Below are 16,938 nucleotides of genomic sequence, written 5' to 3' on the forward strand. Positions count from 1 at the left end.
TTACCCCTCCAGCTTAGAACGATCGCGTACAGCACCTTTATCAGCACTGGTAGCAAGTAATGCATAAGCTTTCAGTGCTAATGACACATAACGCTCACGGGAAACAGGCTTCCAACCTAATGGGCCTTTGGCATCCATCGCATTGCGACGACGAGCAAGCTCTTCATCACTGACATTAAGTTGAATGCTACGCTGAGGGATATCAATGGCAATTTGGTCGCCATTTTCAATTAACGCAATAGTGCCACCAGAAGCAGCCTCTGGTGATACATGGCCAATCGATAAACCAGACGTTCCACCGGAAAAACGACCATCGGTAATTAACGCACATTTAGCGCCTAAACCACGGGATTTCAAATAGGTTGTTGGATACAGCATTTCTTGCATTCCAGGGCCGCCTTTTGGGCCTTCGTAGCGAATAACCACTACATCACCTTCAACCACTTCGCCGCCTAAAATACCGGCTACCGCATCATCTTGGCTTTCATACACACGGGCACTACCAACAAAAGTTAAATTAGACTCATCAACCCCTGCCGTTTTCACAATACAGCCATCAACGGCAACGTTACCTGACAATACCGCTAAACCACCTTCTTGACTAAAGGCAAACTCACGCGAACGAATACAGCCATTTTCACGGTCGTCATCAACACTGTCCCAACGACAATTTTGACTAAATGCTTTAGTGGTTGGAATACCAGCAGGGCCGGCACTAAAAAAGCGGATTACATCCGGATCGTTAGTTTGTTTAATGTCGTATTTGGCTAATACTGATTTTAAATCGCCACCATTGTCAGCTGCCACATGTGGCACATCGTTATGTAATAAACCCGCCCGATCTAACTCACCTAAAAGACCCATTACACCACCGGCACGATGAACGTCTTCCATATGATATTTCGGTGTTGATGGCGCAACCTTACATAAATGAGGCACTAAGCGCGATATGCGATCAATATCCGCCATGGTAAAGTCAATTTCAGCCTCTTGGGCAGCGGCTATTAAATGCAATACCGTATTTGATGAGCCTCCCATGGCAACGTCTAATACCATGGCATTTTCAAACGATTTAAATGAAGCAATATTGCGTGGCAACGCTGTTTCATCATCATACTTATAATAACGCTCAGCCAACTTCATTACGCGGCGACCGGCTTCTAAAAATAATTCACGGCGATCTTCATGGGTTGCCAACATAGAACCGTTACCCGGTAACGACAATCCTAGGGCTTCAGTTAAACAGTTCATTGAGTTAGCAGTAAACATACCCGAGCACGACCCACAAGTAGGACAAGCACTCCGTTCAATTTGCTTACTATCTTCATCACTGACATTGGTATCAGCACCAGCAACCATCGCATCAACCAAATCAAGTTTAATAATTTGATCAGATAACTTAGTTTTACCTGCTTCCATTGGCCCACCAGATACAAATACTACTGGGATATTTAACCGTAGCGCCGCCATTAACATGCCAGGAGTAATCTTGTCGCAGTTAGAAATACACACCAATGCATCGGCACAATGAGCATTGACCATATACTCAACACTGTCTGCAATTAACTCGCGCGACGGTAAACTATACAACATGCCACCATGACCCATGGCAATACCGTCATCTACGGCAATGGTATTAAATTCTTTGGCAATTCCGCCAGCTTCTTCAATGGCACCTGCAACCAATGATCCCATATTCTTTAAATGTACATGGCCGGGTACAAACTGAGTGAACGAATTAGCGATTGCGATAATGGGCTTGCCAAAATCATTTTCTTTCACGCCAGTGGCACGCCATAGTGCACGGGCGCCTGCCATGTTGCGGCCTTCGGTACTGGTTGCTGAACGTAATTTTGGCATTGCTAATATCCTTGTTTAATGTGGTGCGTGTTATCGGTTTTCCCCAATAACAACTAAATAATATCTAATTGAATAGTACCTAATTGAATCGTATTTAACTGAATTGTAACTTACTCAATCGTTAGTGCTAGCCGTTGGCGACTTGATTTAGCGCTATCGCGGGCAGTACTTTACAATGCGTCACATCGATTAATTTATCTAACTGGTTACTGAGTAATTCAATTGCACGTTCAGCCTCAACCCATAAGGCAATAGCCATGCTGGCATCATCATTGATGTGTACCTGCATTTGAGTGACTTTAAATCCACGATGGCGAGTAACACGCAGTACGCGTTCGAGTACTTCTGGACGTTGTTGAACGGTTATTTCTAATGCATGCATCATGTTTGCTTCTCCATTTGATCCATCATCTCACTATTACTCGCGCCAGGTGGTACTAGAGGCCATACGTTAAAAGCATCATCAATCGACACATGCAACATATAAGGACCGTCACTGTTTAACATTTCGTCTAATGCTTGTTCGACTTGATCGGCACGCGTTATCGTTCGACCAGGGATATCAAATGCTGATGCCATAAGGACAAAGTTAGGATTATCAGATAAATCTGTTTCACTGTAACGCTCTTCAAAAAATAACTGCTGCCACTGTTTAACCATACCCAATTTTTGATTATCAATCAGTAAGATTTTTACTGGTAATTTACGACGTTTAATGGTGGTTAACTCTTGAACATTCATCATAAACGAGCCATCACCAGAGACTGTGACCACGGTAGCATCAGGTCGCGCAACTTGAGCGCCAATCGCAGCAGGCAAACCAAAACCCATAGTACCTAAACCTGCACTTGATAAATGATCTTCTGGACGACGGAACCACATATGTTGTGCGACCCACATCTGATGCTGACCTACATCACAGGCAACAACACTGTCCTCGGGAAGTTTATTGGCTAAACGACGTAACATCGCAGGGGCATAAATTAAATCACCAGGATGATGATAATCCCATTGGTGTGTACGAGATAGCTCTTCAACATTTGCTTGCCACGGACTAATATCAAGCTGTCCAGCTACCGCAGCGGTTAGTGCCGGTAACACTATGCTAAGCTCTGCAGCTATCGCTACGTCAGCTTGGCGTAACTTTCCAATTTCTGCGGCGTCTATGTCTAAATGTAATACTTTGGCGTTGCTGGCAAAACTGGCAAGACGACCAGTAACTCGGTCATCAAAACGAGCTCCGACAACCATTAGCAAATCGCATTCTTGCACGGCCAAATTAGCACCTTTACCACCATGCATACCCAACATGCCTAAATAACCTTTGGTGCCATGCGCAATGCTGCCTAAACCTTTTAAGGTGGCTACCGATGGAATGCCTGTGGTGTCGATGAACTGACGTAAATGTGCAACGGCACCAGCCATTCCAACACCACCACCGACATACAACATAGGCTTTTTAGCATGTTTAATTAGCGCTATAGCGACATCTAAGTCATCGACTTGTGGAAGTAATTCATCAGTAACGCTTTGAAGGGGTGTTTTGTATTCTAATGCTGCAAGTTGAATGTCTTTTGGAATATCAACTAAAACTGGACCAGGACGCCCTTCTGCAGCAACTTCGAAAGCACGATATAAGGTGGGAATAAGCTCATTGATGTCGGTGACCATAAAACTATGTTTTGTGCATGACAACGACATACCTAATACATCAATTTCTTGGAATGCGTCAGTACCAATAACACTGGTAGACACTTGGCCGGTTATGGCAACTAATGGTACAGAATCAAGTAAAGCATCGGCAAGTGAGGTAATTAAGTTAGTGGCACCAGGTCCTGATGTTGCAAAGCACACCCCGGTTTTACCACTAGCACGGGCATACCCTACGGCAGCAAATGCGGCACCTTGTTCATGGCGGCTAAGTAAGTGCTCAACAGGTCCACCATAGAGGGCGTCGTAGATTGGCATAATGGCCCCGCCAGGATAACCAAACACGGTCGTCACACCATGTGCTGCTAGTACTTTGATTACGGCATCTGCGCCACGCATTTTTTGTCCTGCTTCCATATTCTCGTCTCTACTTCGTCAATGTATCTGCTTGCTCTACTGATATGCTATCTGGGTATTGTTATTTACTTGAACTTAAAACTAAAAAACCCCCGGTCCTTTCGGAGCGGGGGTTTTTGCAATCTGTTTGACTTAAGTCAGTCTAGTTGCCAAAACGCCACCCCCGCTGTGATTTAATAATCACTACGGTAATAATTTCGAGAATGAGTATGGCTGAGTGGTTAAACATATTATCGACTGTATCCTAAGTATCTTCGCTTATTCATATCGTGGTATCTAACCACAACCTTCATGGTGTACTTAAAGAAGTACCATAAAAGAATTACCCAATACAACTAAAAAATCTACTTTGTAAAAAAAAATTCAGCTTCCCTGCCGAGACAATGCAAACAACAACAAAAACTTAACCCATGAATTCAACAAATATTTATTGTGAATTCAATTTAACCATTTGTTTTTTCAGCGTCCCAATCAATAAGATGAGGACGTTTCGATTGATGCCTGTCCGACAACGGGGCTTAATTTCAGCCAAAACTCTGAACAGGTACAACATCAGTTCAATTTAACGTTTAGTATTAACCACTAATAATTTGTGCTTAGCTAGCTTCCACAATACTTTTCATATCAGTCATGTAACCACGTAATTCAGCGCCGATAAACTCAACTTCTGTATTACGAATTTGATCATTTACATCGATTAAGCGCAGGTTATCAACACCAGTGGATTGATCCTTAAGACCGCCACCTAAATACTCAGATGACATTGAGTTTACGTATTCACGTAGCATTGGCACTGCCGCATGGTTAAACAAGTAACAACCGTATTCAGCTGTATCTGAAATAACGATGTTCATTTCATATAAACGCTTACGCGCAATGGTGTTAGCAATCAAAGGTGTTTCATGTAGCGACTCATAGTAAGCCGACTCTTCAACAATGCCTGCGGCAACCATGGTATCAAACGCAAGTTCTACACCTGCCTTGATCATAGCAACTAAGAAAATGCCTTTATCGAAATACGTTTGCTCATCAATATGATCAGATGAAACAGGCGCATTTTCAAATGCAGTTTCGTTGGTTTCAGCTCTCCAACGCAATAAGTTAGCATCATCATTAGCCCAGTCTTCCATCATAGTGCGAGAAAACTCACCACTGATAATATCGTCCATGTGCTTTTCAAATAGTGGCTTAAGGATTTCTTTTAACTCTTCAGCCATATCAAATGCTTTGATTTTAGCTGGGTTAGACAAGCGATCCATCATATTGGTAATACCGCCGTGCTTAAGCGCTTCGGTAACGGTTTCCCAACCTTGTTGAATTAACTTGCCGGCATAAGCTGGGTCAACACCGTCGGCAACCATTTTTTCGTAACCTAAAATAGCACCCGTTTGCAACATTCCACATAAAATAGTCTGTTCGCCCATCAAGTCTGACTTAACTTCTGCCACAAAAGATGACATTAATACGCCAGCACGGTCGCCACCTGTAGCGCTAGCATAAGCCTTCGCAATGGCCAAACCGTCACTGTTAGGGTCGTTTTCTGGGTGTACAGCAATCAATGTTGGTACACCAAAACCACGCTTATATTCTTCACGGACTTCTGTCGCAGGGCACTTTGGTGCAACCATAACAACAGTAATATCTGGACGAACTTGCATGCCTTCTTCAACGATATTGAAACCATGTGAATAAGATAACGTAGCACCTTGCTTCATTAATGGCATAACCGCATTAACAACGTTAGTATGTTGCTTATCTGGTGTTAGGTTTAACACTAAATCAGCTGCAGGAATAAGCTCTTCAAAGGTACCTACTTTAAAGCCGTTATCAGTGGCTTTTTGCCACGATGCACGCTTTTCAGCAATGGCTTGCGGACGTAAGGCAAAAGAAATATTTAGGCCTGAGTCACGCATGTTTAAACCTTGGTTAAGGCCTTGGGCGCCACAACCTAAAATCACGATATTCCAATCTTTAATATATTGGCAACCATCACTGAATTCAGTACGGTCCATAAAGCGGCATTGTGCTAATTGAGCTAATTGTTGACGTAAATTCAGAGAGTTAAAATAGTTAGCCATCTGATACCACCTATAAAATTTAATAATTCGGGACTCAACATCTTATTAGTCAGCGACCTTAAGCGTTGTGATTGAAGTCACTATAGCGCATGCATATGATTGCTTAAAATGATATATTCGGGATGTCACGTTGCAATTAATGCAACATTAAATGCTTAACCTAATATTAACTTACATTTGAGCTCTAAGGTGCTGTGATGGATATTCGTTCACTTAAAATGTATTTACACTTATGTGATAGCCTGCATTTTGCCAAAACAGCAGAGCAATCGCATGTCAGTCCATCGACATTAAGCCGTGCCTTACAACGTTTAGAAGAGGAAGTGGGTAGTAAATTATTTGAACGTGACAATCGCAGTGTCACGATGACCCATGCAGGTATTGAATTTAAACGTTTTGCCGAGCACACATTATCGGAATGGACTCAATTACGCAGTCGTATTGACCCAAGTCAGCAAATTTTACGCGGCAATCTTAATTTGTATTGCTCGGTGACTGCGACTTATAGCCATTTACCAGCATTGTTAGATCGATTTAGACGTGAGCATCCTCATGTCGATATTAATCTCCATACCGGAGACCCAGCTAATGCAGTAAACCAAATCCAAAAAAATCGTGCCGATATTGCCATTATTGCTTTGCCGGAAGTCTTTCCTAGCAGTTTGCATTTTACGCCGATTGATAAAGTACCCATTTCCGTCATTGCCCCAACAATACAATGCCAAGTACAGCAATGGGTAAACCAATCCCAAATTGACTGGGCTAAGTTGCCCTATATCGTACCGGATCATGGTCCCGGCAGAAAAAGGATTGATTTGTGGTTTAAGCAAATGGGCATAAAACCCAATATTTATGCCCAGGTATCAGGTCAGGAGGCGATAGTCTCTATGGTCGCGCTCGGCTGTGGTGTTGGTATCAGTCCAGAAGCCGTGCTCCTCAATAGCCCAGTACGTGATCGCATTCAAACTTTATCGTCACCAGTCGCGATCCCGCCATTTGAATTAGGCTGTTGCTGTAAAGAAAAACGCACCAATGATCCTATCATTAGTGCATTCTTAGCGATCATTTAATGACGCTGTTTAGCTTATCTAGGGAAATTGACTTAAGGCAGTGGTGGTATTTCAATGTCTATACGAGTCACCAGCAGTTGGTCAACTTTGTATGAATCAATATCGACCACTTCAAATTTATACCCAGCGTAATTGACAAAATCGGTTCGTTTAGGAATTTTGCGCAACATATACATCATAAAACCAGCAATAGTTTCGTAATTTTGATTATGCGGAAACACTTCAATATTAAACGCACGCATTACATCAGTAATAGGCGTCACCCCATCCACTAACCAAGAATTACCATCACGGGCAACAATTTGCTCTTCGCTTTCATGTAATGACCACGCGCCCATAACAGCACTTTGTAAATCATTGGTAGTGACAATGCCGACAACCAACGCATACTCGTTCATCACCACAGCAAAGTCGGAACGATTATTCTTAAAATATTCCATCGATTCAGACAAGGTTAACGTATCAGGGATAATCAAACAGTTATGTACTAACGTACTGCCTTTTAAAGTTATGTTCTCGCCGTTAATTACTCTAATTAGCAATTCTTTTGCATCAACAAAACCTTTGATCATATCCAGTTGACCATCACAAACTAAAAACTTGTTATGCGGATTTTTAGCAATTTTCTGTTTAATGTCTTCTTCGCTGTCTTGCAGTAAAAAATACACTAAACTTTCACGCGCAGTCATTGCAGAGGTCACCGAAACCGACTGCATTTCAAACACGTTTTCCATCATTTGCTGTTCGCCTTTATCCATCACCCCCGCTTCTGTACCTGCGGTCATCATGGCGTAAATATCATCATGGGTCACTTGGTCATTACGCGCAGTAGGTACTTGTAACAATTTAAAAATTGCATTGGCCAAGCCATTAAAAATCCACACAAATGGCTTTAATATTTTAATGCACAAAATTATTGGCATCACAAAAGTAACCGCGACTTGCTCTGGGATCACCATCGCAATACGTTTAGGCATCAAATCAGCAAATAGAATAAACAACGAGGTGACAGTCACAAATGAACAGACAAAACTCAGTTGCAAACCCCATTCATTGCCTAATAAAGGCAACAGTAATGCTTCAAAATGAGGTCTAAATGCCGACTCACCCACGATACCGCCCATGATCGCAACCGCATTCAGTCCGATTTGTACCACGGTAAAAAAACTACCTGGAAGAGCTTGTAGCTTCAACACTTTTGCGGCACGCAAGTCACCCTCATCAGCCATTAATTGCAAACGCATTTTTCGTGATGCCGCAAGGGCAATTTCGGACATAGAGAAAAAACAACTGATGCCTATCAGGCACAAGATGATCAATAAATTATCAGAGAGGCTCATAGTTTACCTTTACCTGAATACTAGCCAAAACATCAGGATTGTATGTACATATCATTGTTGCAAAATGGGCAAATGCAAGACCTTAGCCATTTATTAATATTCAAAATTAACAAGACTAATGATTCAATACACATAGAAATAACGAGTGTTGAAATATCATTATAGTGTTTCACGACAACAGACCTATTTATGATCCTTCCTTGTGTACTATAAAGCGACGGCATTCTACTCAACATCACTGATTTAAACTAGCTTATAAACATAACTTTATCTGACTTATTTAGCCTATATCACGCAAAAATATACATCGCTGCTAGACTATAAACATATCTTCACTTGTATATTATTCAAACAAAAGGAATTGTTAATGGCGATAGCCTGTGTATTTACTCGAGCAAGCTGCGGTGTAGAAGCGCCAAGAGTTACTGTTGAAGTGCATTTAAGCAACGGTTTACCCGCATTTAATCTAGTGGGATTGCCAGAAACCTCTGTCAAAGAAGCTAAAGAACGCGTTAGAAGTGCGTTAATTAATGCTGGCTTTGAATTCCCACAAAAACGCATTACCGTCAATTTAGCCCCAGCAGATTTGCCCAAGCAAGGCGGACGATATGATTTACCTATCGCAGTAGGTATTCTCGCAGCATCAAATCAAGTTCCAGCTAAAGCATTACATCAATGTGAGTTTGTCGGTGAACTGGCACTCTCCGGCCAAATACGCCCTTGCAGTGGATTATTACCAGCCATTATTGCGGCACGTAATGATCAACACCATTTTTTTATGCCCATCGAAAACCGCCATGAAGCTGAGCTGGTTGGCTATCATCACAGTTATTTTGTCGCCCACTTGCAGAACTTAGCGGCTTTTCTACACGGCCAAGCACAATTACCTCTGCTTGATACCTTACCTGAATGGATAGAAGAAGAGCCCCAAAGCCATTCATCGCTTTGTATGAGCGATGTCATCGGCCAGTATCAAGCCAAGCAAGGACTTGAAATTGCGGCGGCAGGAGGACACAACATGTTGTTCGTAGGACCTCCAGGAACGGGGAAAAGCATGCTAGCCAATAGAATCATTCCACTATTACCAAAACTCACTTACGATGAAGCCATTGAAGTAGCAGCTATTCATTCTGTCGCTGGATTACATGTAAAACCGCAAAATTTTCTTAATCGCCCTTTTCGCTCGCCACATCATACATCATCATCTATTGCACTGATTGGTGGTGGAAGTCATCCAAAGCCAGGTGAGATATCATTAGCGCACCGTGGGATATTATTTCTTGATGAAATAGCCGAGTTTCCGCGTAAAGTATTGGATTGTCTGCGTGAACCTTTAGAAACCGGCCAAGTTGAGATTTCACGTGCTGCAGCAAAATTGACTTTTTTGAGTCGATTTCAACTTATTGCCGCAATGAACCCAAGCCCTTGTGGCGATACAGAGCGCGCGCGTTCAACTCCTGATCAAATTCAACGTTATTTATCCCGTTTATCAGGGCCATTTTTAGACCGCTTTGATTTAACCGTGGATGTACCCAAACTTCCTGCTGGCACCTTAACCCAACAGCATCAACCCGGTGAGACCAGTATTGAAATAGCCAAGCGGGTCAAACAAGCACGCGATCAACAACTCAGCCGATCTGGGGTGTTAAATAGTGAATTATCCCCAAAACAACTCAAACAAGATGGTGCTATTACTCTACCCGATCTTGAATTTTTAGAGCAAAGCGTTGTGAGTTTAGGCTTGTCTGTACGCAGTTTTCACCGTATTCAACGGGTATCACGCACCATTGCCGACTTGCAGCAATCGCCTACCATCGAACGAGGTCACATTGCTCAAGCCCTTGGTTATCGGGCAATGGATCGATTACTGGCAAAACTGAATCAGCAATAAACCTAATTTAACCGATCGTATTGATTGAGCAAAACCGCGACTACTAGTAACATAGCCCTCCGTTTATAGGAGAGAACAATGTCGCTGCTGTCGAAAATCAAAGGTTCAATTGCATTCTTATGCTACTTATTTAATACCATTTTTTGGACCATTCCCATTTTAGCTTTCAGTTTTGTAAAGTTAATCCCCATTGGCATTATCCAAAAAATCTGTAGTTATATTCTCGATAATTGCGCGACAGCATGGATCAGTGTCAATACCGTGGTAGAAGCTATTTTTCATCCTATGCGTATTCATATCACAGGCGACCAATCCTTTTCTGAAAAAGAATGGTACATGGTAATAGCCAACCATCAGTCATGGGTCGACATCCTTATTTTACAACGGGTTTTTAACCGTAAAATTCCTTTTTTAAAATTTTTCCTAAAACAAGAACTTATTTTCGTACCCGTTCTCGGCCTAGCTTGGTGGGCATTAGACTTTCCATTTATGCGCCGTTACAGCACATCACAATTACGAAAAAATCCTAAATTAAAAGGTAAAGATATTGAAATAACCCGCAAAGCATGTGAAAAATTTAAGACAAAACCTGTCAGTATTATGAATTTTGTTGAAGGCACACGTTTTACAGCGGCTAAACATGATAAACAGGGTTCACCATTTAAGCACCTTTTAAAACCGAAAGCGGGTGGGATGGCGTTTGCACTCTCCGCCATGGGTGAACACATTAATAAATTGGTTAATGTCACCATATATTATCCAGATATAGTACCAACGTATTGGCAATATATTTGTGGCGGATTATCCGAGGTTAGAGTGGATATAAAAATTACTGATATACCTCAGGATATGCGTGGTGATTATATGAAGGATCGCGAATTTAAAATTAAGTTCCAAGAGCAACTTAATCAAATCTGGCTCGAAAAAGATTCGCAGTTACAGGCATTAGCCTCACAAGCAAAGCACGAGGTATAACACAATATGCTGTCTTTTTTACCTGGTCCGGTACTGTATTTTATCAGCCTATCATTATTGATTATCAATACTATTTTATGGAGTACATTGCTAACGATTGGCGGTGTGATTAAATTATTATTGCCTTTTTTACCGATACGTCGACTATTGACACGAATAATGAACCGTCTTATGTGGTCATGGGCAACATGCAATGGCGGTATTTTATATCTTATTTCTAATATTGAATGGGATGTAAAAGGATTAGAAAAACTCGACCCTGACGGCTGGTATTTATTGATAAGTAATCATGTCAGTGGCTTTGATATTGCCGCCCAAACTTACTTATTGCGTAACAATATCCCAATGTTGAAATTCTTTTTAAAAAAAGAACTCCTCTATGTACCTATCATGGGGCTAGGTTGCTGGGCGCTAGATATGCCATTTATGGACCGGACTAGCGCAGCTAAGTTAAAAAAGAACCCTAAATTAAAAGGTAAAGATCTCGAAACGACTCGCAAGGCATGTGAACGCTTTAAGCATTCACCAACATCCATTATTAATTATGTTGAAGGTAGCCGTTTTACTGAAGAAAAACGATTACGTCAGAATTCACCTTATCGTCATTTATTACGCCCTAAAGCCAGCGGGATTGCTTTTACACTATCAGCAATGGGCGAACAGTTTACAAGTCTGCTAAATATCACCATAGTTTATCCAGAAACTTCAGAAAAAGTGTTGGCTAATGTCATGCATGGACGCACTAAAAAAGTGGTGATCCGCATTGAGGTACTTCCCGTGCCGCGAGTCGACCCAGAAGTCTACTTTAAAAGCCCAGAAACTCGTGTCGAGTTTCAGCGATGGTTAAACCAACTTTGGTTCGAAAAAGATCAGCAAATCGATGACATTATAAAAATACATCAAGATCAAAACGCATAGATTGCTCCAAAAACGACCAATTATGGTTTTATATTGCTTTGTGCGCGTAAAATGGTCAGTTTTACACTAAAAAAGAGTTAGTCTGTCACTCAATTAATAAAAAATTTAACATCTGAGTTTGTAGTACTTAAGATAAAATTTTATTGTTACTATAACTAGACTATGAGTAGCAGCCTTTCCAATGTAACTTTTATAGGTGAAATTTGAATTTTCGTACATTTACGCTTTTAGTACACTATCTCATGTTAGTCATAACATTGAGTTTTTCGGTGTCTGTCGCAGCACAAAAAGACCGTCCTAATGATGGTCTAACCGAAGTAAAATTTGAACACTTTGATACAAGTAATGGCCTCAATCAAAACTCAATTACCCGCTTGTTTATGGACAGTTCGGGAATGTTATGGATAGGAACTCAAGATGGACTCCACAGCTACAATGGGGTTGAATTTAATTTATATTTAAAACAGCAACAAAGCAGCAATTCGATTTCGGGAAACTTTATTACCGACATATTGCAGTCGCCCGATGGGGATTTATGGGTCGGCACCTATAATAATGGCCTCAATAGACTCAATCTCACTGACGGAAAGTTTACTCAATTTAAACACGCTCAAGGCTTAAGCGAATTACAAGTAACCCAACTTGCCGTTATTGGCGATACTCTCTGGGTAGGTACTCGATCTGGTCTTTTCATTCTGTCACTAAAAACAGAAAAAATTATTCCCGTTAGTTTGGGTAATAACATCACTCCTAATGTGACCAGTATAGCCAATATTGATGATAAATATATTGTGGTGGGTACCGAGTCCCATGGAACATTTGCCATTGATAGTAATACTATTATTCGCCTCGACATTCCTGTAGACAAGACGGTTAACGACATAAAATTTAGCTCTATTTATTCCGTATGGCTTGCGATTGATAACCAAATTTGGCGCTACAATTTAGAGAGCCATCAAAAAGAACTCATTTGGTCGCGGGAAAATTATCATGGCGATAATAAAAAAATTGATCAATTTGTGGTTAACAATGCCAATCAATTATGGGTCATAGGTGATAACTCAGGGTTAACTCAACTCGATTATGATGGTACAAAGTGGTACAGCACCGTTTATAAACATAATTCACATGCACTAAATAGTATTAGCGCAAACAATATACAAACATTAATGCTCGATCCTAATGGTATTTTATGGGTAGGGACATTTTTTTCCGGTATCGATAAGCTCAATATTAATCATCAATATTTTAGTCACTTTTATGATAACCAAACTAATACACCTCGAATGGCAAATATGGTCCGAGCCATTTTCAGGGACAAACAACAGCGCCTATGGATTGGCACTCAAGGCATTGGCGCTAAATATCTCATTCCAGGCGATAATAAATACCATTACATCAACAATTTATTTAGCCAGCTATTAGCTATCCCAGAAGAGCAGCTTTCTCTCACTGTACAAGACATTGTGCAAGACACACGTGATTCACTATGGTTCGCGACCAATGTCGGCATATTTACCTTGGATAGCAACAACACTCTACAACAAATAAAACCAGTCAATGAACAACTCCATACGGATAGCATGTTTCGCAGTTTAGCCTTTGATGATAAAGGCCGTTTATGGATCGCCAGTAGCCAAGGGTTATATTCTATTTCACCAAATAGTCAAAAAATGGCCTCCTATAATTTTGATTTTCAAACAGAATACTCACCACTCAAACATCAAATTATTAAATTATATTTTAGCCAAGGTTACCTATGGTTAGGCACCATGGGTGGAGTAGTAAGACTTTCGCCCGATGAGCAAAAGCTAGACTTTCTAAGTCACGAGCCAAATAATCTCAATAGTTTAAGTGATGACCGCGTTCGGGATTTTTTACTCACTGAAAATGGTGACTTTTGGTTAGCGACTCATGACGGTATAAACAAGCTAACAATCGAAGATGGTGCTTTTAACTTTGAGCGTAAAGATGTTAATGCAGATAACAGTAGCAACACGGTTTATGCCATTTTAGAAGATGCACAACATGATTTATGGTTAAGCACAAATAACGGTGTTTCACGATTTACACCTAAAACGAATGAATTTATATCATTTAATCAATATGAAGGTTTACAAGCCAGAGAATTTAATGGCTCGTCTAAATTTAAAGACCGTAATGGTGATTTATGGTTTGGCGGCATTCGAGGACTGAATCGATTTAGCCCAGTCCTGATCCCAGAACACCGAGCAGAGAATAAATTAGCCTTAACAAAATATACTATCGGCGAAACAACATACCCAATCCTCGATTTAAGCCATGCACCTGACATTATTATGCCCTACGAAAAACAGTTAATTAGCTTTGAGGTTGGTTCATTAAACTATAGTTACCCAGGATTAAGTCGTTTCAGTTATTTTCTTAATGGTTTTGATACGGCTTGGCATCAGTTAGCGGATGGCAATAAAATTTCCTACACCAATTTACCCCCTGGGGAATATCAATTAATAGTACGCCATGCTCTTGGCGCCAACCAATACGATAAAAACACTTTAAATGTAAACGTATCGGTTGTTCCCCCGATATACATGACAAATTTAGCTTATGCACTATATTTTTCGGTCGCATTATTATTGATTATCTGGTTTATTGCCGCCCAGAAGAAAAAACACAGCAAACAGCGTGAATTCGATAGCAGTATTCGCGCCTCTGAAGAGCGCCTCAAGTTAGCACTGTGGGCTTCAGGTGATGGAATGTGGGACTGGAATATTAAAGAGGACAAAGTTTATCGAACCAATATGGTTGAGCCAATGAACTTCACCCAGAAAGATCAATTACTCATTAGTAGTATCCATTCTGAAGACCGTCCTAAGGTACAGAAGCTACTCAACGACCATTTAAATGGTGAGACAGAATTCTTTGAAGCTGAATATCGTGTTGAATCAACCCCGGGTCAATGGTCATGGTTATTAGACCGAGGCCAAGTTGTTGAGCGCGATGAAAATAATGTCCCTATACGAATGGCTGGTACTCATAAAGATATTACCAATCGTAAAGTAACTGAAAATGAGTTGAAGCTGTCATCACAAGTTCTGTTTAGTATGAATGAAGCGGTTATCGTCGGTGAGCTCGACTACCAAATTCGCTCTGTGAATCCCGCATTTAGCCGTATTACTGGCTTTAAACACCGTGATGTTGTCGGAAAACATTTTCTGTTTTTGACAATGGGCAAGCAATCTAGTGAGTTTTACAATGCTGTCGAAACTCAGCTATTAAGACACAAACATTGGGCTGGCGAGATCAACATTCGTACTCGCGACCGTCGCGGCATTCTTGCATGGCTCGAAATCAACCAAGTTATCGATAATAAAGGCGAAACAAGCCATTTCGTAGCTGTATTCACTGATATTACTGCGCGTAAAAAAGCTGAAGAAGATTTGCGAGTATTAGCTAATTTCGACCCTCTTACAGGATTGCCTAACCGCACACTATTCCAAGACCGCCTCAATCAAGCGGTCACTAAAGCACATCGCGCAAACAACATAGTGGCATTATTGTTCTTGGATCTTGACCGATTTAAGCATATCAATGATTCAATGGGACACCATATTGGTGACTTACTGCTTAAAGCTGTCGCTCATCGACTGCAAAACTCTGTACGTGATGGTGATACGGTTGCACGTTTAGGGGGCGATGAATTTACCATTATTTTAGAAGGTGTTGCCAAAACTAAAGCCGCAACAATCATTGCAGAAAAAGTCCTCAACGCATTCCAAACCCCCTTTTTACTTGATGATAAAATACTGACAATTTCACCGTCAATCGGTATCAGCTTGTATCCCGAAGATGCTCAAGATACAACGTCTTTAATTAAATACGCCGATACTGCCATGTATCACGCTAAATCTCTGGGGCGAAATAATTTCCAATTCTATACCGAACAATTAAATAAATATGCTACCCGCCATGTCCAGTTAGAAGCGGGACTTAAAAAAGCAATGCAAGACAATGAATTTTATCTGGTCTATCAACCTCAATTCGATGTTAAGACCGAGATGATTATTGGTCTAGAAGCATTATTACGTTGGGACAGTCCAGAACTAGGCTTTATTTCACCAGTTGAGTTTATCCCACTGGCAGAAGAAACCGGTATGATAAATCAAATAGGCAACTGGGCAATTAATGAAGCCTGTAATCAACTAGCAGAGTGGCACAATTTAGGCTTTGAACATATATCTGTAGCGGTTAATCTTTCTGCTAGACAGTTGAAAGCAGATATAATCTCGACGATAGAAGTGGCATTGGCAGTATCAGGTTTACCAGCAAGTGCACTAGAACTCGAATTAACAGAATCAATGATCATGGGTAACCCAAAAGATTCTGTCGCAGTACTGGCGAAATTAAAAGCATTAGGACTAACCATTGCCATTGACGATTTCGGTACTGGGTATTCCAGCTTAAGCTATTTGAAACGTTTCCCAATTGATACATTAAAGATTGATCGTGAATTTGTTCGAGATATTACCGAAGATCCTGACGATGCAGCCATTACGAGTGCCATTATCACCTTGGCCCATAGTTTAGAGCTTAACGTGGTTGCTGAAGGGGTTGAAACTCAAGAACAATTAGATTTCTTACGTGAAGGAGGCTGTGATCAAGTACAAGGCTTCTTACTCAGTAAGCCATTGAACACTGTTGATTGCCTGGCATTATTAACCAAAGAAAAAGCTGCCATTAATCGTTTTTAACGCAAAATA

The 16,938-nt window shown here is 41.0% G+C and carries 10 protein-coding genes; 5 read left to right on the forward strand and 5 right to left on the reverse strand.

Annotated features, from left to right (window positions below; genetic code table 11):
• The 4 genes from ilvD to ilvC form a co-directional block, all read right to left on the reverse strand.
• Window positions 1–1,860, reverse strand: a complete 1,860-nt coding sequence (ilvD, locus tag FCN25_RS07545) for a dihydroxy-acid dehydratase (protein ID WP_137223446.1) — start codon at window positions 1,858–1,860, stop codon at window positions 1–3.
• A gap of 127 nt (window positions 1,861–1,987) precedes the next feature.
• Complete coding sequence (gene ilvM, locus FCN25_RS07550) at window positions 1,988–2,245, reverse strand: acetolactate synthase 2 small subunit (protein WP_137223448.1); 258 nt, start codon at window positions 2,243–2,245, stop codon at window positions 1,988–1,990.
• The gene (gene ilvG / locus FCN25_RS07555) at window positions 2,242–3,927 is read right to left on the reverse strand and encodes an acetolactate synthase 2 catalytic subunit (RefSeq protein WP_137223450.1); all 1,686 of its coding nucleotides are present in this window, start codon (window positions 3,925–3,927) and stop codon (window positions 2,242–2,244) included. Before ilvG ends, ilvM begins: the two co-directional genes overlap by 4 nt.
• A gap of 596 nt (window positions 3,928–4,523) precedes the next feature.
• Window positions 4,524–6,005 carry a ketol-acid reductoisomerase gene (gene ilvC, locus FCN25_RS07565; RefSeq protein ID WP_137223452.1) on the reverse strand — a complete coding sequence of 494 codons (1,482 nt, stop codon included), beginning with the start codon at window positions 6,003–6,005 and terminating at the stop codon, window positions 4,524–4,526.
• A gap of 197 nt (window positions 6,006–6,202) precedes the next feature.
• Here ilvC and ilvY point away from each other — a divergent pair, with 197 nt between their 5' ends.
• Entirely contained in the window at window positions 6,203–7,075 is an 873-nt protein-coding gene (ilvY, locus tag FCN25_RS07570) for an HTH-type transcriptional activator IlvY (protein ID WP_137223454.1), read from the forward strand.
• Between the two features lie 32 nt (window positions 7,076–7,107).
• On the opposite strand, the gene FCN25_RS07575 is transcribed toward ilvY, so the two are convergent.
• Window positions 7,108–8,415 (reverse strand): hemolysin family protein, encoded by a 1,308-nt coding sequence (locus FCN25_RS07575; RefSeq protein ID WP_137223456.1) that lies wholly within the window; start codon window positions 8,413–8,415, stop codon window positions 7,108–7,110.
• A gap of 367 nt (window positions 8,416–8,782) precedes the next feature.
• On the opposite strand from FCN25_RS07575, the gene FCN25_RS07580 reads away from it, so the two are divergent.
• The 4 genes from FCN25_RS07580 (at window position 8,783) to FCN25_RS07595 (ending at window position 16,929) form a co-directional block, all read left to right on the forward strand.
• Entirely contained in the window at window positions 8,783–10,306 is a 1,524-nt protein-coding gene (locus FCN25_RS07580) for a YifB family Mg chelatase-like AAA ATPase (protein WP_137223458.1), read from the forward strand.
• A gap of 78 nt (window positions 10,307–10,384) precedes the next feature.
• Window positions 10,385–11,281, forward strand: coding sequence for an acyltransferase (locus tag FCN25_RS07585; protein WP_137223460.1), 897 nt, complete (start codon window positions 10,385–10,387; stop codon window positions 11,279–11,281).
• 6 nt (window positions 11,282–11,287) lie between these two features.
• Window positions 11,288–12,199: an acyltransferase gene (locus FCN25_RS07590; RefSeq protein WP_137223462.1), complete on the forward strand. Its 912-nt coding sequence runs from the start codon at window positions 11,288–11,290 to the stop codon at window positions 12,197–12,199.
• Window positions 12,200–12,441: 242 nt separating this feature from the next.
• Window positions 12,442–16,929, forward strand: a complete 4,488-nt coding sequence (locus FCN25_RS07595) for an EAL domain-containing protein (protein ID WP_254693736.1) — start codon at window positions 12,442–12,444, stop codon at window positions 16,927–16,929.
• Window positions 16,930–16,938: the final 9 nt, after the last annotated feature.

The organism is Shewanella sp. MEBiC00475 (assembly GCF_005234075.1).
In the GTDB taxonomy this organism is placed as follows: Bacteria; Pseudomonadota; Gammaproteobacteria; order Enterobacterales; family Shewanellaceae; genus Shewanella; species Shewanella polaris.

Coding starts and splice junctions, on each gene's coding strand:
- ilvC (WP_137223452.1), bottom strand. CDS start 6,005: ATGGCTAACTATTTTAACTCTCTGAATTTACGTCAACAATTAGCTCAA.
- FCN25_RS07575 (WP_137223456.1), bottom strand. CDS start 8,415: ATGAGCCTCTCTGATAATTTATTGATCATCTTGTGCCTGATAGGCATC.
- FCN25_RS07590 (WP_137223462.1), top strand. CDS start 11,288: ATGCTGTCTTTTTTACCTGGTCCGGTACTGTATTTTATCAGCCTATCA.
- ilvM (WP_137223448.1), bottom strand. CDS start 2,245: ATGATGCATGCATTAGAAATAACCGTTCAACAACGTCCAGAAGTACTC.
- ilvY (WP_137223454.1), top strand. CDS start 6,203: ATGGATATTCGTTCACTTAAAATGTATTTACACTTATGTGATAGCCTG.
- FCN25_RS07585 (WP_137223460.1), top strand. CDS start 10,385: ATGTCGCTGCTGTCGAAAATCAAAGGTTCAATTGCATTCTTATGCTAC.
- ilvG (WP_137223450.1), bottom strand. CDS start 3,927: ATGGAAGCAGGACAAAAAATGCGTGGCGCAGATGCCGTAATCAAAGTA.
- FCN25_RS07580 (WP_137223458.1), top strand. CDS start 8,783: ATGGCGATAGCCTGTGTATTTACTCGAGCAAGCTGCGGTGTAGAAGCG.
- ilvD (WP_137223446.1), bottom strand. CDS start 1,860: ATGCCAAAATTACGTTCAGCAACCAGTACCGAAGGCCGCAACATGGCA.
- FCN25_RS07595 (WP_254693736.1), top strand. CDS start 12,442: ATGTTAGTCATAACATTGAGTTTTTCGGTGTCTGTCGCAGCACAAAAA.